Genomic DNA, 18,497 nt, shown 5'->3' with positions numbered 1-18,497 from the left:
ATTTAATATAGCATTATTTTCATAATATCATTTTTAAACGATTAATAGTCTGACTTTGTGTTTAGTAGTTTTCAGCATTTAGTGCAATATTTTAAAAAATATAGAAAAGATTTAGTGGTAGTTTTTATTGCATTGATATCTGTGGTTATTGCTACTCTGATAATGGGGAAATTTTTTTCTGTATTGATTGACGAAGGTCTAAAACATAATAGGCAAGATATTATTAATAGATCTGTAATAAATATTATCTTATGTATTGTAGTATTTACTATAGGTAGCTTTTATAGATCTTATTTTATCAATTTTGTTAGTATTAAGATCATTACTGATATAAAAACTGATTTATACAATTCTTTAATGAATTTAGATATTGTATTGTTTGAAGAATTGAAGATAGGTAATGTCATTTCATGTTTAAATAACGATACAGAATCTGTAAGACAGTTTATTATAAATTCTTTATCATTTTTCATTAGAAATTTTTTAATGCTAATTGGAGGATTGATATTAATGTTTATATCTAATTTTAAGTTAGCTTGTATTTCATTATTAAGTATATTACTGTTACTGTTTCCTCTACTAAAATTGAGTAAAAAAGTTAAAAAATTATCACAAGAATTCAACTCAGCTCAAGATATTTTAGTATGTAATACTGAAGAAACATTGTTATCTATCAGGAGTTTATATGCATTCAATCAGCAACAAAATGCTATTAAAAAATTTAATAATATATTAACTACTATTCTCACAAATGCTAAAGTAAGATTGAAGGTGAGATCATTGTTTTTTGCGTTGGCTATTTTTGCGATATCTATGGTTGTGATATTGGTTATATGGATAGGTAGTATCGAAATTTCAGATCAAAAACTTCAAGCTGGAGACATGGTATCATTTATATATTATACCCTTATTGTAGGGTTTAATGCTGCTGGGATAGCAGAGTTATTTCATAGTATTCAGGAATCTTTACATTCAATGGATAGAATTGTAAATTTGAAAAATTATTATCACCATAATTCAAATATTGATATTGCTACTACAAAATATAATAGAATAAGTTCTGTTGCTGTTATATTTGAAAATGTGAATTTTACATATGTATCTAGATCCAATAATCAAATATTTAATAATTTATCATTATCCATTAATCCTGGGCTAGTTAATGCTATAGTAGGATTCTCTGGTTCTGGCAAAACCACTTTGATATATTTGTTATTAGGGTTTTATAAACCACAATCTGGAGTAATTAAGTTGGGAAATAAAAATATAGCAGATCTAGATATTAATTTTCTTAGAAGCAAAATAGCTTATGTACCTCAGGATTCTATGATTTTTTCTGGTACTATAAGAGATAATATTATCTTTTCTAGGCCAGAAGCAAATGAAAAAGATGTATTACATGTATCAAAAATTTGTAATATCGATGAATTTTCTGATAAATTACCTCACGGTCTGGATACAAAAGTAGGGCAAAGAGGTATAAAAATTTCTGCTGGACAAAAACAGCGTATAGCAATAGCTAGAGCATTATTATATAATCCGGAAGTTTTATTATTAGATGAAGCTACCAATGCTCTTGATAATGCTAATGAACAAATTATATTAAATAATATTAAAAGTAATTTGCCTGATAAAACAATAATATTAATAGCTCATAGGTCTTCAACAATAAATTATGCAGATTACATTTTGGTTCTAAACAAAGGAGGAATAGTTGCCTCTGGTAACCATCAAGAATTAATTAGAGATTCAGTAATATATAAAAATATCTATAACAGTTATAACTAACTTATTTATACAATATTACTGTATAAATTTTAGATGTTTTTTCTACTATCTGTAGATTCAATACACTATGTAGTATAATTCATACAATACAGAAAAATAGTTGATACTAAAATATTGAAGATATTGCATTTTAATCAAAATATGTTTATTATAGATAATATATTAAAAAATCATTAATAGATTAAGTAATAATAAAGAATATTAGGTGTGTTATGGTATGGTATAATCCTCGGACTTGGTTTGGTGCTGATACAGAAACAAAAAATGAGAATGATATCACTGCAGAAGAAAGAGCAGAAGAAGCATTAAGTTCAGTAGCAAATATGTTTAATACAGCAGAAAAAGAGGCAAATGAACAAGCTATAAAAGAAAGAGCAGAAGAAGCATTAAGTTCAGTAGCAAATATGTTTAATACAGCAGAAAAAGAGGCAAATGAACAAGCTATACAAGAAAGAGGAGAAGAAGCATTAAGCTCAGTAGCAAATATGTTTAATACAGCAGAAAAAGAGGCAAGTAAACAAGCTATACAAGAAAGAGAAGAAGAAGCATTAAGTTCGGTAGCAAATATGTTTAATACAGCAGAAAAAGAGGCAAGTAAACAAGCTATAAAAGAAAGAGGAGAAGAAGCAAAAGCAGAAGTAGAAGCAAATACACGAGCAGCAGCAAAAGTAAATCCAATACTGGATTTAGCAAAAGCAGAAGAAGTTAATCTCCAGCAACCAGCAACAGCTATAGGAACTCACACACAGGCACAAGAAACACAAAAAGTAGAAGTAGTAAAAGAAAAAGAAGCGGCAGGAATTGATATCAAGGGATTAACATTAGAAAAAACAACCGAACCAAAACAAGAAGTTGATCAGACATTAGATAATTCTGATAGTAGAACATTTGCTAATTTTGCTATACGTGATCCTAAACTTAAATCAGAGTTAGAGAAAAATTATTTAAAGCAATTTGATCTTCTCAAATCTGGAATATTAGAACATTGGGATCATCTTGTTTCAGATAATCAAGAATTTGATAAGAAATTTAATAATCAGGATGTTTTTCGAGATATTGATCTCACTAAATTTAAAGATTTTTCAGATATTTCATGTCGTAAAACATTTTGTAAATTTACTGATGAAGATCCTGAAGTAGATAAGCTTTCTTATAATGTTGTAAAAGAAATTATATTAACTAATAGTGATAAGAATTCTCCTAATTTAGGGGAATTAATCGATAAAATTGATGCAGTAAATACTGATGCTAATCTTAAAGAGAAAATACAGGCAGAATATACAAAATCATTTAATAATTTTATAGAATCACACGAGGATGATTTACAGAGATTAGACTGGAACCCTGAACCTACAAAAGATCCTATATCATATGAAATTTCTCATCCTAAAGATCATGAAAATGGGAAAAAAACATTAATTGAAAAAAGTTATAATTCTACAAAAATTAATGGCAGTGATGTATTACATAGGAATGTAAAATTCCCTGCTGAAGGAGGGGAGGATGTTAGTTTATTATTTGTTGCTTGCGATAAAAATGGTAATGAGTTAGACAAGGCTACAGGATTGTATTTCTCAGTAGAATATAATGAATTAGGTAAAGTATCTTCAATTAAAGCTCCAATTACTATGAAATTTGCAGGTGATAGCGAAGATGCATGTGGGTATGTAGAAATTACTAATAATGATAGCAAACAAGAAGTTGTTACTTTGCCTATTACTAAATCACATTATCAATTTTTACAGAGAGAAGTAGCAAAAAATAGTAATAAAGAAATGGTAGTTTCAAATGATTTAATTAGTGTAGTAAAAAACAATATAACAGAAGCTTCGAAAAAGCCATCAGCTGATATGGTGGGTAGTAGATCTCCTAATAATAATAAATCTAAGGGGGCTAGGCTTTAGTATATAATGTCAATATTTGTTTAGGAGACACCTAAATAATGTATTAAATATTAAGATTTATTAATGATAAATCTTGTAAATATAATTAATATATATTAATATAATTGTTGTATTTACTGTATTTTAAGATGTTATATATATGAATAAAAGATTTTTTAATAATAGTTCCAATAAAATTAATACAACATTTAATGTTGAGGACGATCGTGCTACCAATGATCGTGCTACCAATGATCGTGCTACCAATGATCGTGCTACCAATGATCGTGCTACCAATGATCGTGCTACCAATGATCGTGCTACCAATGATCGTGCTACCAATGATCGTGCTACCAATGATGCTAGCAATGATGCTACCAATGATCGTGTTGCCAATGATGCTAGCAATGATGCTACCAATGATCGTGTTGCCAATGCTGCTACCAATGATCGTGTTGCCAATGCTGAAACTGGTATTGCTGATGCTTCAGTTAATAATACACCTTTATGGGTATCACAACTTAGAACATTCTTGATGCAGAGTCATTGGAGGATACAAAATGGTGCGGATATACTATATTTTCCAGTATCCCCTTTTAACTACGAGATATTGCCAATAAGTGTTGTTATACATAATCGTATGCTTTATTTGAATAGTATTAACACTGATTCAATTTATAGTACAACGCAACAAAATCAACCAACCGTGGTTGGTAGGATAGTAAGTGGTATTCATAGGTGTTTTGATTTTATTGTTTCTTTGTTAGCTCCAATAGGTAGGGGGGTATTGAATATAACTTCTTCTGTTAACAGTGATTTATCTACCGCAACAGTTGATGCTGCTGCGCAGCAAGAAAGCAATGATGATCCTGAAAATGATGCTCCTGAAAATAATGCTACTGTACTACACAGAGGTGAGAATCTAGAACCGCAAGTTGATACCGCAGTACAAAGAGATGAGAATCTAGAACCGCAAGTTGACACTGCAGTACCAGTAGTTGTTAATACTTTTTCATCAAACTGTGGATTTGTATTTCCGAATTTTAGTGATGTCAATACTGCTACAGAACAAAGAGATGAAAATCAAGAACTGCAGTCTGCTACTGTAGTACAAAGAGATGAGAATGAAGCACAGCAGTCTGCTACTGTAGTACAAAGAGATGAGAGTCAAGCACAGCAGTCTGCTACTGTAGTACAAAGAGATGAAAGTCAAGCACAGCAGTCTGCTACTGTAGAACAACATAGATTTGTATTTCCGAATTTTATTAATGTCAATACTCCTGTAGAACAACATAGATTTGTATTTCCGAATTTTAGTGATGTCAATACTCCTGTACTACAAAGAGATGAAAATCAAGAACTGCAGTCTACTCCTGCAGAACAAAGAGATGAAAATCAAGAACTGCAGTCTGCTACTGTAGTACAAAGAGATGAAAGTCAAGCACAGCAGTCTGCTACTGTAGAACAACATAGATTTGTATTTCCGAATTTTATTAATGTCAATACTCCTGTAGAACAACATAGATTTGTATTTCCGAATTTTAGTGATGTCAATACTCCTGTACTACAAAGAGATGAAAATCAAGAACTGCAGTCTACTCCTGCAGAACAAAGAGATGAAAATCAAGAACTGCAGTCTGCTACTGTAGTACAAAGAGATGAAAGTCAAGCACAGCAGTCTGCTACTGTAGAACAACATAGATTTGTATTTCCGAATTTTATTAATGTCAATACTCCTGTAGAACAACATAGATTTGTATTTCCGAATTTTAGTGATGTTAATTCTGCTACAGAACAAAGAGATGAAAATCAAGCACAGCACTCTAATCCTGCAGAACAAAGAGATGAGAATCTAGAACCGCAAGTTGACACTGCAGTACCAGTAGTTGTTAATACTTTTTTATCAAACTGTGGATTTGTATTTCCGAATTTTAGTAATGTTAATTCTGCTACAGAACAAAGAGATGAAAGTCAAGCACAGCAGTCTGCTCCTGCAGTACAAAGAGATGAAAGTCAAGCACAGCAGTCTGCTCCTGCAGTACAAAGAGATGAAAGTCAAGCACAGCAGTCTGCTACTGTAGAACAACATAGATTTGTATTTCCGAATTTTATTAATGTCAATACTGCTACAGAACAAAGAGATGAGAGTCAAGCACAGCAGTCTGCTCCTGCAGAACAAAGAGATGAGAATGAAGCACCGCGGTCTGCTCCTGCAGAACCAGATAGAGTTGTATTGCTAGATTTGCTTAATGTCACTACTGCTACAGAACAAAGAGATGAGAGTCAAGCACAGCAGTCTGCTCCTGCAGAACAAAGAGATGAGAATCAAGCACAGCAGTCTGCTCCTGCAGAACAAAGAGATGAGAATCAGGAACAGCAGTCTGCTCCTGCAGAACAAAGAGATGAGAATCAAGCACAGCAGTCTGCTCCTGCAGAACAAAGAGATGAGAATCAAGCACAGCAGTCTGTTCCTGCAGAACAAAGAGATGAGAATCAAGCACAGCAGTCTACTCCTGCAGAACAAAGAGATGAGAATCAGGAACAGCAGTCTGCTCCTGCAGAACAAAGAGATGAGAATCAAGCACAGCAGTCTGCTCCTGTAGAACAAAGAGATGAGAGTCAAGCACAGCAGTCTGCTCCTGCAGAACCGCTTAATGTCACTACTCTAGTACCAAGTAGTCCAAATTCAACAAGAACAACCACAACTGATCAATCACAAGAGAATATCTTTGGAGGAGATATATCTTTTACGCAGGTGCTAGAAGATAAAAATCCAGAACAGCAAGATTTACTTCACGACAGTGATGATACATCAGCGCAAGCGCTCGGTTGTAGTGCTCCAGATCAACATTCATAATCTTATAACTTTTTAATTATCTTATGTATGGAGTTTCCTATATCAGCGGGTGACTCTACAATTACTACTCCTGCAGATTTGAGTTTTTCTAACTTATTTTCTGCAGAGCCTTTATTTCCGTCTATTATTGCTCCTGCATGTCCCATTCTTTTTCCTTTAGGTGCTGTAGTACCTGCGATAAAAGCTATAGTAGGTTTTTTATGTATTGATTTTTTAATAAACTCTGCTGCTTCTTCCTCGGCTGAACCCCCAATTTCCCCAATCATTACTACTGCACTGGTTTCTTCGTCTTTAAAAAACATTTCTAAACAATCAATGAAATTTGTTCCATTAATAGGATCTCCACCTATACCCACACAAGTAGATTGGCCTAAGCCAATTTTTGTTATTTGGTCAACAGCTTCATATGTGAGTGTACCTGATCTAGATACTACACCTATACTACCTTTTCTATGGATATATCCCGGCATGATACCTATTTTACACTCTTTGGGAGTTATAATGCCAGGGCAATTTGGCCCTACTAGCCTAGATTTCGAGTGTTTTAGTGCATTTTTTACTTTTAGCATATCTAATATAGGTATACCTTCTGTAATGCATATTATTAGTTCTAATTTTGCATCTATTGCTTCAAGTATAGAATCTGCAGCAAATGCTGGAGGTACATATATTACTGTAGCAGTTGCATTTGTTTGATGCACTGCCTCTTCTACAGTATTATATACTGGTAATCCAAGATGTATTTGTCCGGCTTTACCTGGTGTTACCCCTCCTAGGAGTTTGGTACCGTATTCTATTGCTTGTTTTGAATGAAATGTTCCATGAGATCCAGTAAAACCCTGACAAATTACTTTAGTATTTTTATCGATTAGTATAGACATATTTATAGAATAATTTTAATGATTGATTGCTTTTATTACAGAGGATGCTGCTTCTGATAAATTATCTACGACATCCATATTTATTTTAGAATTGAGTAGTAATTCTTTACCTAACTCTATGTTTGTTCCAGCTAATCTAACTACAAGAGGTATTTTAAGTTTTACTTGATTTGCAGCATTTATTATACCATTTGCTATAATATCACAATGCATGATGCCACCAAAAATATTCACTAAGATCGCTTTTACAGAATTATCTGATAATATAATTTTAAATGCTTCTGTAACTTTTGCAGTATCTGCCCCTCCCCCTACATCAAGAAAATTTGCTGGTGTAGCTCCATATAATTTTATTATATCCATAGTAGCCATTGCTAATCCTGCTCCATTTACCATACAGCCTATATTACCGTGCATTTTGATATAGCTTAAACCGTATTTTGAGGCTTTTAATTCTAGTGGATCCTCTTCAGATTCGTCCCTTAGACTTAAAATTTCTGGATGTTTAAATAATGCATTATCATCAAAATTCATTTTTGCATCTAATGCAATCAGCTGATTATCCTGTGTTAAAACTAGAGGATTGATTTCAATTTGTGTTGCATTTGTATCTATAGCCATTTTGTATAGGGCCTGCATGATATCTCTAAACTGTCGTATCTGATTACCCTGCATATTGATTTTAAATGCTAGAGCTCTGCAATGAAAATCCTGTAGAGCATCACTTTGGTCTATTGATATTGTTATAATCTTTTCAGGATGAATTTTTGATACTTCTTCTATATCCATTCCTCCTTCTTGAGACGCAATAAAGGTTATAGTTGAACGAGATGTGTTCACTACTACTGTTAGGTAATATTCACTTATAATATTACATCCAGATTCAACATATATTCTATTGACAATTTTTCCTTCATCTCCGGTTTGTGGAGTGACTAATTTCTTACCATGCATTTCATTTGCATATGAGATAGCTTCATTAACATTTTTTGCTATTTTTATCCCACCAGATTTCCCTCTACCACCTGCATGGATCTGTGCTTTTATAACATATGCAGATTCATTCTTAAAATCTCTAATTTTGTCATCGATTTCAGTTTTATTAAATATAGCTATTCCTGGCAATACAGGAATTCCATATTTTTTGAATATTGCCTTAGCTTGATATTCATGAATGTTCATAAAAATTCACCATTTTATGTATAAGTCATTAATATTTAAATATTATTTCAAAATATAGTTCTGCAATTATAGTGATTTAAAAAATAATTTGCCATTAAAAATTATCTTCTTATAAAGATTTTTTATATTTAATGCGATATTACTAAATACCACACTACCAGATTCGAACATTTTCTACATAATCTATTAGCATTTGGTATGTTTCTAAGAAATTATTATATAATTGTAGAAAAAAATTTTTATTTTCATTATCACGTATCTTTTTTTCTAAGTCTTTCTTATTTTTATATCTTTCTAATCCTTTTAGACTCGCGACTTTTCTATTAAACCAATTATCAAGATATTGGTTAGCTATATTAGGATTATTTATCATTATTACGTTTTCTGCATTTTTAGTATCTGCAGCGTAACTGAAGTTAAATGAACCAGTGATTACTTTTGTTTCATCTATAATGATAACTTTGTTATGGGCTATGCCATTCATTTTATCGAAATTTACTTTTACCCCAGTTGATTTCAACATTTTATATGCTCTGCTATTATTACGATAATGACTATAATCCAATAATATATTCACATCCAATCCTCTTTGATAAGCATCAATTAGTTGATTTATAATAATATCTAGGGTAAGTACATATGCTTGCATATATATTGTTTTTTTTGCTTTTGCTAGCTCTTGTACAATTAAATTGCTGCATCCAGATGGTGGAGTGAAGCATAATTTAATATTATCTGTAGCAGTATTTTCAATTTCAATCCAATTATATTTATACTTTATCTCTTTATAAGCAACTCCTAATAGAATTCCTATAATAATAAATAATATAGATCTGGTTATAGTATCATTTTTTGTTGTTTTATTGTTCATGTTATTACTTATTAAATCAAGATTAAGATTGCATATATTAGATTTATTTAAGGCTTTACAATGCAATATTATTTAGTATTGTATAAAGTAATTTTTATAATAAACTACTTAGTAGTTGTTTAATAAGTAGAAATTTATAGTTTGTAATTAGTGGCTCATGTTAGAGTGTTCAGAACAGTTAGTACAAAATATATATTTTATACTAGAAGGAGTGTATCTTACTATACCTTGTAGTGTGATTTCAATGATATTTGGATTAATTATAGGTCTGGTAATTGCTGTTATGAGGTTTCAGGATCACCGTATATTAAAATATTTCACTATTATATATGTATCTATTTTTCGAGGCACTCCTGTACTTTTACAACTTAGTGTAATATATTTTATATTACCTGGTGTTGGTATAACTATTTCTGTATTTTGGTCTACTGTGGTTGCTTTTTCTTTAAATTCAGGAGCATATATATCTGAAATTGTAAGAAGTGGTATAAATTCTGTAGATAAAGGACAATTTGATGCTATAAAAGCTTTGGGAATAAAATTTAATTCTTATATGAAAGATATTATTTTACCTCAGGCTTTGAGAAATGTCTTCCCTGCTTTAGTGAATGAGTTTAGTACTTTATTAAAGGAATCTGCGCTGATTTCTGTGATAGGGGGTATGGATATAATGAGGAGAGCACAAATGATTTCCGCAGAAACATATTCATATTTTGAGCCATTGATCATTGCAGGTAGCATATATTATATATTGATATTAATCATTACAGTCTTTACAAAAATTTTGGAAAAGTTATTAATAATAAAATAAATATTAGTTCATTACAATTTAGTTATCTGTATTTTGATTTGTATAAAATACTTACATTATCTATAAAATGATTGAATTCAGGAAAGTCTTTAAGACATTCAACCAAAATTTAGTATTGAATGATATTAATTTGGTTCTGGATAAAAAAGAAACAATAGTTATAATCGGATCTTCAGGTAGTGGTAAATCTACTTTAATCAGATGTATTAATTATTTGGAAGTTCCTGATAATGGAAAAATATTAATAGATGGTGAGGTTTTGTATAAAAAAAATGCCTATAAATTAAGCAATAAAATTGGTATGGTATTTCAGCAATTTTATTTATTCGATAATATGAATGTAGTAGATAATTTAACTTATGCTCCAATACAAGTTTTAAAAATATCAAAAAAAGAAGCAGTAATGCGATCAGATCATCTATTAGAACAATTTGCTTTGAAAACTAAAAAATACATAATACCACAAAATTTATCAGGAGGGCAAAAGCAAAGAGTAGCAATATGCAGAGCATTGATGATGGATCCAAAAATCATGTTGTTTGATGAACCTACCTCTGCTCTCGATTCTGAAATGATTAAGGATATAGTGCACATTATAAATGGTTTAAAAAATAAAATGCAAATTATTGTTGTTACTCACCATATAAAATTTGCAAAAATTATAGCAGATCGTATTATATTTCTGAACAATGGTAGGATCCTTTCAGATCAGAGAGCTGAAGATTTTTTTAGTAACCCATCTTCTGATAGGGCAAGAGTTTTTTTATCTAATGTAAAAAATTTGATTTAAATTAATGATCTTAAAATTATTGTTAATTAAATTATAAATTTGTTCAATTTTGGTAGAGATATGCGTAATATAGAAGAGGTTTTTTATTCTAATACTTGCTATAACTTTAGTGATGAACCTTTAGAAAATTCAGTATTAAAAAAAATATATAATATTATGAAATACGGTCCTACTTCTGGTAATTCTTCCCCTTTTAGGGTTTTTTTTATTGTATCTAAGGAGGCTAAATCTAAACTCATAACATGTGTGAGTAAGGGAAACATAGAGAAGATAAACTCAGCTCCTGTGACCGCAATATTTGCATATGATACTGAATTTACTGAAAATATGGATTATTTGAACCCTAATAATAGTTTTCTTCAGTCATATTTTAAATCATCCAAAGTTATTACCTTAGATACAGCTATTAGGAATACTGTACTGCAATCAGCTTATTTTATGATAGTAGCAAAATCTTTAGGAGTTGATTGTGGTCCTTTATCAGGCTTTAATCACAATAAAGTTAATGAGCTATTTCTAGGAGATACTTCATATAAGTCAGAATTACTATGTAATTTAGGTTACTCAACTTATTCAAAAACACATAAAATTTCTAAACTTCCTAGGTTAAGCTTTGAGCAATGCTGTAAATATATCTAATATCATAAATTATTTACGTTGTAAATAACGTAATCTGCTGTTAGAATACCCGATGGTATTTTATTTATGGAGTTACTATTATTTATTTAGTAAGTTTAATTTTAAAATAGAGGTTCTTATTGTAGCTGATACAAAAAAAAATGAAAAGTTTTTTAGAGTTAATAAGAGTATTAACTCTAATGTGGTAAGAGTGATAGATAATGATGGCAAAATGGTAGGAGATCTCCCTATTGCTGATGCTATAGCTCGTGCTAGGCAGTTAGGCCTGGATCTTATAGAAATCGTACCTAAGTCATCTCCACCTGTTTGTAAAATTGCCGATTTTATAAAATATAGGTATGAATTAAGAAAAAGGGATAATTTAGCAAAGAAAAAAAGAAAAAAAAATGTATTAAAAGAAATGAAGTTTAGGGTCAATATAGGGGTAGGGGATTTTGATGTTAAACTCTTGAGAATAAGACATTTTTTAGAAAATGGTGATAAAGTTAGGGTATCTTTGTGGTTTAAGGGTAGAGAAATACTGCATAAAGAGAGAGGGTATGAATTATTTGATAAAATTGTAAAAGAGCTTAGTGATGTTTCTCGGTTGGATCATTCTTCTAAAATTGAAGGTAAACAAATTTATATGTTATTATCTCCTATTTCTGAAAGTTAAGTAGCAATTTGCTCATTTATTTGAAATTTTTTATTCATGTTATTATCGAAATATTTTTTACCTGTTCGGAAAGAAATTCCAAAAAACCTAGAGATTAATTCTCATAAATTAATGGTGAAATCTGGTATGATTTGCCCAAGTATGTCTGGCATTTATAGTTGGTTGCCTTTAGGTTTGAAGGTAATCAATAATATAAAATTTATTATAAATAATCATCTGGATTCATTTGCTTCTGAGATTTTGACTCCTTATGTGCATGACGCTGCTCTCTGGAAAGAATCAGATAGATACAGTAGTTATGGTAAGGAGATGTTGAAGTTTCAGGATAGGCATGGATACAATATGTTGCTTGCTCCTACAGCAGAGGAGGTATTTACAGATATTTTTAGAAAATACGTCAATTCTTATCGTGATGTGCCTAAAATATTGTATCAGATTCAGTGGAAATTTCGTGATGAAATTAGGCCCAGATTTGGAGTTTTGCGTTCAAGGGAATTTTTAATGCAGGATGCTTATTCTATTGATGAAAATTTTGAGTCTTGTATTAAAACTTATAATTTATTTTTTCAATCTTATATGCAAATTTTTGATACGATTGGCGTTAAAGTAATAGCTGTTAGAGCATCTTCGGGTGAAATAGGAGGATCACTAAGTCATGAATTCCATATTGTTAGCAATAGTGGAGAAACTATGATCTATTATAATAAAGACATAGAAGAAATTTCTATGCAAGAATTTTCTTCTATGTCTATTGATAAATTACCATATGCTGCCACTGATGAAGTGCATGATATATCAGATATTAATTGTGATAAGAGTAGGGTCATAAATTCAAAATCTATAGAAGTAGGTCATATATTTAGTTTTGGAGAAAAATATTCCAGATTAATGAATGCTACTATCAATAACAGGTTAGGTCAGAAGATATATTTATTGATGGGTTCTTATGGTATTGGTATTACTCGCCTTGTTGCAGCCATTATTGAAGCAAATAACGATTCAAGGGGTATTATTTGGCCAATGAGTGTTGCTCCTTTTAAAATATCTCTTATTAATATCAATGTTAACGATGTTAAAACCAATTCGATATCCAATTATATATATAACAGATTGCTTGAATCTAAAATAGATGTTATATATGATGATACTGATAAAACTATGGGATATAAGTTGAATACCCATGATTTGATAGGTTCTCCATGGCAAGTTATTGTATCTGCAAGTAAGGCAGAGAATGATTTAGTGGAAATAAAAAATAGATCTACTTATATATCAGAGTATATTAATTATCAGCATGCAGCTAAAAAAATTGTTGCATTAGTTAGTTCATAAATATTACATTATATCACTTATATATAGATATGTTATGTATTATAGTCATGGTTGTCAATTTTAATAATAATTAGATAATGGCATTACATAGATATAAAGTATCTTTTATGATTGCTTTAAGGTATTTTATATCTAATAAAAGGGAAAAATTCATTTCTGTTGTATCTGTTATATCATTTTTAGGTATAACTCTCGGAGTTGCTACGCTTATTATTGTGATGTCTGTCATGAACGGATTTCACGTTGAATTGGTGCGTAATATAGTCGGTATTAACGGAGACATATACGTATACAATAGAAATATTGATAAAAAGATAACAAATTATAACAATATACATAATATGTTATTAAGTAACAATTGCATAGAGAGTGTTACGCCAACAATTTTAGAAAATACATTCGTTATAGGGAATAGAGCTAATACTGGAGCCGTTATTAGGGGGTTGGATATTGAAAATATTGCCAATAAAAAAGTCATTTTATCCAATGTTACTGCTGGTTCTTTCTCTAACTATACAGGTAATGATTCTGTGGCTGTTGGTATAGGATTAGCGAGATTATTAGGTGTTAGTGTAGGCTCACATATCAAGTTACTAGTACCTAAAGCAATTTCTACAGTATTTGGTAGTATGCCGAGGGCTAAAAATTTTGAAGTAGTAGCAGTATTTTCTAGTGGATTATATGAATATGATTCTCAAACTATATTAATGCCACTAAATGCTGTCAGACAGCTATTTTCTTTCGATAGAGAATATATTAATTTATTAGAAATTAAGATTTATGATTCTGAATATGCTCCAGAAATATCTAGGATATTATCCAATAAACTTAATATGCTAGGTTTAAACCTTTATTTAACTGACTGGACAAAAGAACATAAACAATTTTTAGATGCGTTAGATCTAGAAAGAACAACTATGTTCTTTATATTAATGTTAATTATATTAATTGCAAGTTTTAATATATCTTCTATACTTTTTATGATAGTAAAAGATAAAATCAGGGATATCGCTATGTTGCGTAAAATAGGAGCTTCTAATACTCAAATTATATTGATTTTTATATTTAACGGTATGTTAGTTAGTATTATAGGAATATTATTTGGTATAATTTTAGGGTGTTTATTTTCATATAATATACAAAATATTAAGTCTTTATTAGAATATGTTGCGGGTATAAAAATTTTTGAACCTGCTATTTATTTCTTGTATAGGTTACCTTCTGTTTTACGTATTAAAGATGTAGCTACTATAGCCTCGAGCACTGCTATTTTATCTTTTGTTGCTAGTATATACCCGGCATATAGAGCTGTTAAATTACGTCCTATAGATTTAGTGAGATATGAATGATATTTTTTTAAAAGCTGAGGATATTTCTAAGAGTTACATTCAGGCCTCTTTTACTGTTACATTATTTAAAAAACTAAATTTAGCAATCCATAAAGGAGAAACTATTGCAATAATAGGAGAATCTGGAATAGGGAAATCTAGTTTAATAAATATATTATCCCTGCTTGAAGTATTTGATTCAGGATCAATATATGTTGATGGAGAAATAATTTCTTACAAAAATAAAGAGAATTTTGCTGATACGAGGTTAAAAAAATTTGGATTAATATACCAATATCATTATTTGTTACCAGAATTTAATAGTTATGAAAATGTTGCAATGCCCCTTTTAATTCAGGGTATAAGTAAAGAAATAGCATTTCATAAAGCAATATCATTATTAAAAGAAATAGGTCTAGAAGGTATATTGTACAACTTACCAGGAGAATTATCTGCTGGTCAACAACAGAGAATAGCGGTATTAAGAGCGTTAATTAACTCTCCTAGATTGATATTGGCCGACGAGCCTACAGGTAACCTTGATAGAGATAATGCTGCAATTGTTTTTGATCTTTTTTTAAGGCAAGTGCATAAGTATAATGCTTCCGTAATTATGGTAACACATAATTTAGATATCGCATATAAGATGGACAAAATTTATAGAATGTCTAATTTATCACTAGAATTAGTAAAGTAAAGTCACATTTGATTCATTAGTTATTTATCATTAATCAATTTACTTCGTAATGGATGTTAGAATCTAGTATTAAGGAGATATTGAAAAAATATCAGATAATTCCTTTAAAAAAATATAGTCAGAATTTTCTTTTAGATCAAAATATATGTGATAAAATTGCGTTTAGTAGTGATATTGATAGTAGAACTCATGTTATTGAAATAGGGCCTGCTATAGGTAATTTAACTAAGTCTATCTTAGCACTTGAACCTCATAAATTAACAACAATTGAGGTGGATAAAAGATTTACTCAAATATTAGAAATAATTTCTTCAAAATATGATAATATTCAGACTCTATATTCAGATGCGTTAAAGATTGACTGGAATTTAATATGTCAAAAAAATCATAATGTTACTGTGATATCTAATTTGCCTTATCACATTAGTACAGCGTTGATAATTAAATTTATGTATCTAAAATATCCTATAAGGAGTTTGGTTTTAACATTACAGAAGGAATTGGCCGAAAGATTATTATCTAAAACGTCTACAAAACAATATGGCAGGATATCTGTTATTGTTCAAACATTATATGATGTAAGAAAAATTTTTGACATTTCTCCAGAGGCTTTTTATCCAATTCCTCAGATACATTCTTCAGTATTAAAATTTGATGCTAAATCAGAAAATTCTGACATAGATCTTTTGAGTACTTTATCTAAAGTTACTAATGCTGCATTTCAACAAAGAAGAAAAATGATTCAAACTTCGCTATCCATTTTAGGAAGTCAAATAAAATCAGTCTTAGCTGAGTTAAATATTAATCCAAAGATTAGAGGAGAAAATCTTTCTCCAGAAGATTATATGAATATTGCCCGAATGATTCATAATAACCATATGCTATAGCTGTTAATATAGAGCGATAGTATCTATTAGTGTTTTTTTTGATTTACATGTAGTGAAGATAATGTATTACTAAAAATCAGTGGCGTATTCTATGCAGATAGTTAATTAATTTAGTTAGTTTATAAGATATTTGGATTTAGAATTTATACATTGAATCTGAAATATACTATATCAGAATCTTGCATTATGTAATTTTTGCCTTCTACCCGTAATTTTCCTAATTCTTTGATTTTTTTTTCATCACCTATATTAAGATAATCTTGATAATCAATTACTTCTACCTTAATAAAACCTCTTTCAAAATCAGTATGTATTATCCCTGCTGCTTTATGTGCAGTAGTACCTATTTTAAAGCTCCATGCTTTTGCCTCTTTTTTTCCTACTGTATAAAAAGATTGTAATTTGAGTAGTTGATAAACAGAAGTAGTAATTTGTTCTAGGCCGTTTTTTTCTATGCCTGTTGCTTTTATAAATTCCAATTTTTCATTTAGATCTTCTAGTTCAGAAATTTCTTGTTCTAATTTGGAAGAAATAATTAAACATTTTATATTTTTTTTCTTAGCAATGGATTCAATAGATCTTGAGTAATTATTACCATTGATTATATCATTTTCATGAACATTACATACATATATTGAGGGTTTTGTAGTGAGGAGTGAAATATTATCTAGAATTTTTTTATCTTCTGCATTGAATTGTAGATTTTTGATCTCTATACCTTTATCTATAGCATTTGCACATTGTTTTAGTATTGTAAGATCTTTTTGTTGTGATTTTATTCCAGAATTAATTTTTTTTTCTAAAATTAAGATTTGCTTTTCAATTAAATCTAGATCTGCGATCAATAATTCTGTTTCTATAGTTTCCACATCATTTATGGGATTCAAGTCTTCTGTATTATTGATTGTATTAATATCATTAAAACATTTGATTACATGTATTATTGCATCTACTGACCTAATATGCCCAAGAAATTGGTTACCTAACCCTTCTCCTTTACTTGCTCCCTTTACTAGGCCGGCTATATCTACAAATTCTATATAAGAATATTTAGTCAATTTTGCATTAGCGATTTTAGCTATTATATCTAGTTTACCGTCAGGAATTTTTACTAATCCATGATTTGGATCAATGGTGCAAAATGGATAATCAGCCATTGCAGCAGTGTTGCTAGCAGTTAAGGCATTAAATAATGTAGATTTACCAACATTAGGTAGCCCTACAATACCACATTTTAAAGGCATATTTTCTATATATTTAATTGATTATTTAATTGATAAAATGAATATTTTTGAAAATAAATATTACTTATTAAATTAAGATAACAATTTCTCTTTTAATAATTCGATATCGTTATTTAAGATATCATTATTGCTAAATATTGTACCAAATTTATTGTCAATTTTTGTTATTTCAGAATTGGTAAAATTACTCAGTACATATTCTGATATATCTAGGTTTTTATTTTGATCAGGTCTACCTATCCCTATGCGTAATCTATGATAATTTCTATTTTCTAAAATATTATCTATAGATTTTAATCCATTATGTCCTGCATGACTTCCTCCAATTTTTGTTCTCAATGTTAAAAAATCTAAATCAATATCATCATGGATAACTAATATATCTTTTGTAACTATTTTATAGTAATTGATAATTAAATATACTGAATTTCCTGTCATATTCATGTAAGTACAAGATTTACATAAAATATAGTGATACTTTTTATTATAAGCTATGTTAGCTTTAAGTTTTTTTTTATTATACCATTCAAAATTATAAAAATTAGCTAATTTGTCTACTAATATAAAGCCAACATTATGACGAGTATTTGCATAACATTTACCAGGATTTCCCAATCCTAAAATCATTTGCATTGAAAATTTTTAATTGCTG

The 18,497-nt window shown here is 29.8% G+C and carries 16 protein-coding genes; 11 read left to right on the top strand and 5 right to left on the bottom strand.

Translation table 11 applies throughout. The features are described 5' to 3' along the window. Positions 1-57: 57 nt before the first annotated feature. The 3 genes from IHI24_RS00910 to IHI24_RS00900 all read left to right on the top strand — a co-directional run bounded on the left by IHI24_RS00910 (position 58) and on the right by IHI24_RS00900 (position 6,528). Complete coding sequence (locus tag IHI24_RS00910; RefSeq protein ID WP_194966190.1) at positions 58-1,788, top strand: ABC transporter ATP-binding protein; 1,731 nt, start codon at positions 58-60, stop codon at positions 1,786-1,788. A gap of 212 nt (positions 1,789-2,000) precedes the next feature. Then, complete coding sequence (locus IHI24_RS00905; RefSeq protein ID WP_194966189.1) at positions 2,001-3,692, top strand: Sca4 family protein; 1,692 nt, start codon at positions 2,001-2,003, stop codon at positions 3,690-3,692. Positions 3,693-3,831: 139 nt separating this feature from the next. After that, a complete protein-coding gene (locus IHI24_RS00900) occupies positions 3,832-6,528 on the top strand; it encodes a hypothetical protein (protein ID WP_194966188.1) in 2,697 nt (898 codons plus the stop codon). 2 nt (positions 6,529-6,530) lie between these two features. Here the strand turns inward: IHI24_RS00900 and sucD are convergent, their stop codons facing one another. The 3 genes from sucD to IHI24_RS00885 all read right to left on the bottom strand — a co-directional run bounded on the left by sucD (position 6,531) and on the right by IHI24_RS00885 (position 9,462). Next, entirely contained in the window at positions 6,531-7,409 is an 879-nt protein-coding gene (gene sucD, locus IHI24_RS00895; RefSeq protein ID WP_194966187.1) for a succinate--CoA ligase subunit alpha, read from the bottom strand. A 15-nt stretch (positions 7,410-7,424) separates the two neighbouring features. Beyond that, complete coding sequence (sucC, locus tag IHI24_RS00890; protein WP_194966186.1) at positions 7,425-8,591, bottom strand: ADP-forming succinate--CoA ligase subunit beta; 1,167 nt, start codon at positions 8,589-8,591, stop codon at positions 7,425-7,427. A 154-nt stretch (positions 8,592-8,745) separates the two neighbouring features. After that, positions 8,746-9,462 (bottom strand): phospholipase D-like domain-containing protein, encoded by a 717-nt coding sequence (locus tag IHI24_RS00885; protein ID WP_194966185.1) that lies wholly within the window; start codon positions 9,460-9,462, stop codon positions 8,746-8,748. A gap of 157 nt (positions 9,463-9,619) precedes the next feature. Between IHI24_RS00885 and IHI24_RS00880 the strand changes: the two genes are divergently transcribed. The 8 genes from IHI24_RS00880 (at position 9,620) to rsmA (ending at position 16,601) form a co-directional block, all read left to right on the top strand. Further along, entirely contained in the window at positions 9,620-10,273 is a 654-nt protein-coding gene (locus tag IHI24_RS00880) for an amino acid ABC transporter permease (protein ID WP_194966184.1), read from the top strand. A gap of 67 nt (positions 10,274-10,340) precedes the next feature. Beyond that, entirely contained in the window at positions 10,341-11,063 is a 723-nt protein-coding gene (locus tag IHI24_RS00875; protein ID WP_194966183.1) for an amino acid ABC transporter ATP-binding protein, read from the top strand. A gap of 60 nt (positions 11,064-11,123) precedes the next feature. Then, positions 11,124-11,702: a malonic semialdehyde reductase gene (locus tag IHI24_RS00870; RefSeq protein ID WP_194966182.1), complete on the top strand. Its 579-nt coding sequence runs from the start codon at positions 11,124-11,126 to the stop codon at positions 11,700-11,702. Positions 11,703-11,754: 52 nt separating this feature from the next. After that, a complete protein-coding gene (gene infC / locus IHI24_RS00865; protein WP_194966181.1) occupies positions 11,755-12,357 on the top strand; it encodes a translation initiation factor IF-3 in 603 nt (200 codons plus the stop codon). A gap of 36 nt (positions 12,358-12,393) precedes the next feature. Beyond that, positions 12,394-13,689, top strand: coding sequence for a proline--tRNA ligase (proS, locus tag IHI24_RS00860; protein WP_194966180.1), 1,296 nt, complete (start codon positions 12,394-12,396; stop codon positions 13,687-13,689). 107 nt (positions 13,690-13,796) lie between these two features. After that, a complete protein-coding gene (locus IHI24_RS00855; protein WP_228777136.1) occupies positions 13,797-15,038 on the top strand; it encodes a lipoprotein-releasing ABC transporter permease subunit in 1,242 nt (413 codons plus the stop codon). Beyond that, positions 15,031-15,714, top strand: a complete 684-nt coding sequence (locus IHI24_RS00850; RefSeq protein WP_194966178.1) for an ABC transporter ATP-binding protein — start codon at positions 15,031-15,033, stop codon at positions 15,712-15,714. Before IHI24_RS00855 ends, IHI24_RS00850 begins: the two co-directional genes overlap by 8 nt. A gap of 53 nt (positions 15,715-15,767) precedes the next feature. Then, positions 15,768-16,601 carry a 16S rRNA (adenine(1518)-N(6)/adenine(1519)-N(6))-dimethyltransferase RsmA gene (gene rsmA, locus IHI24_RS00845; protein ID WP_194966177.1) on the top strand — a complete coding sequence of 278 codons (834 nt, stop codon included), beginning with the start codon at positions 15,768-15,770 and terminating at the stop codon, positions 16,599-16,601. Between the two features lie 143 nt (positions 16,602-16,744). On the opposite strand, the gene ychF is transcribed toward rsmA, so the two are convergent. Both ychF and pth read right to left on the bottom strand, forming a co-directional pair. Next, the gene (gene ychF / locus IHI24_RS00840) at positions 16,745-17,845 is read right to left on the bottom strand and encodes a redox-regulated ATPase YchF (protein ID WP_194966176.1); all 1,101 of its coding nucleotides are present in this window, start codon (positions 17,843-17,845) and stop codon (positions 16,745-16,747) included. A 72-nt stretch (positions 17,846-17,917) separates the two neighbouring features. Next, positions 17,918-18,472: an aminoacyl-tRNA hydrolase gene (pth, locus tag IHI24_RS00835; protein ID WP_194966175.1), complete on the bottom strand. Its 555-nt coding sequence runs from the start codon at positions 18,470-18,472 to the stop codon at positions 17,918-17,920. Positions 18,473-18,497: the final 25 nt, after the last annotated feature.

It is taken from the genome of Rickettsia endosymbiont of Cardiosporidium cionae (assembly GCF_015476335.1).
Classification (GTDB): domain Bacteria; phylum Pseudomonadota; class Alphaproteobacteria; order Rickettsiales; family Rickettsiaceae; genus JADHZC01.
Note: the sequence above shows the minus strand (reverse complement) of the source record. Positions and strands in the feature narration are given on the sequence as shown.

Coding starts and splice junctions, on each gene's coding strand:
- IHI24_RS00850 (WP_194966178.1), top strand. CDS start 15,031: ATGAATGATATTTTTTTAAAAGCTGAGGATATTTCTAAGAGTTACATT.
- ychF (WP_194966176.1), bottom strand. CDS start 17,845: ATGCCTTTAAAATGTGGTATTGTAGGGCTACCTAATGTTGGTAAATCT.
- rsmA (WP_194966177.1), top strand. CDS start 15,768: ATGTTAGAATCTAGTATTAAGGAGATATTGAAAAAATATCAGATAATT.
- sucC (WP_194966186.1), bottom strand. CDS start 8,591: ATGAACATTCATGAATATCAAGCTAAGGCAATATTCAAAAAATATGGA.
- IHI24_RS00905 (WP_194966189.1), top strand. CDS start 2,001: ATGGTATGGTATAATCCTCGGACTTGGTTTGGTGCTGATACAGAAACA.
- IHI24_RS00885 (WP_194966185.1), bottom strand. CDS start 9,462: ATGAACAATAAAACAACAAAAAATGATACTATAACCAGATCTATATTA.
- proS (WP_194966180.1), top strand. CDS start 12,394: ATGTTATTATCGAAATATTTTTTACCTGTTCGGAAAGAAATTCCAAAA.
- IHI24_RS00900 (WP_194966188.1), top strand. CDS start 3,832: ATGAATAAAAGATTTTTTAATAATAGTTCCAATAAAATTAATACAACA.
- IHI24_RS00880 (WP_194966184.1), top strand. CDS start 9,620: ATGTTAGAGTGTTCAGAACAGTTAGTACAAAATATATATTTTATACTA.
- IHI24_RS00870 (WP_194966182.1), top strand. CDS start 11,124: ATGCGTAATATAGAAGAGGTTTTTTATTCTAATACTTGCTATAACTTT.
- IHI24_RS00855 (WP_228777136.1), top strand. CDS start 13,797: ATGATTGCTTTAAGGTATTTTATATCTAATAAAAGGGAAAAATTCATT.
- sucD (WP_194966187.1), bottom strand. CDS start 7,409: ATGTCTATACTAATCGATAAAAATACTAAAGTAATTTGTCAGGGTTTT.
- infC (WP_194966181.1), top strand. CDS start 11,755: ATGGTATTTTATTTATGGAGTTACTATTATTTATTTAGTAAGTTTAAT.
- IHI24_RS00875 (WP_194966183.1), top strand. CDS start 10,341: ATGATTGAATTCAGGAAAGTCTTTAAGACATTCAACCAAAATTTAGTA.
- pth (WP_194966175.1), bottom strand. CDS start 18,472: ATGATTTTAGGATTGGGAAATCCTGGTAAATGTTATGCAAATACTCGT.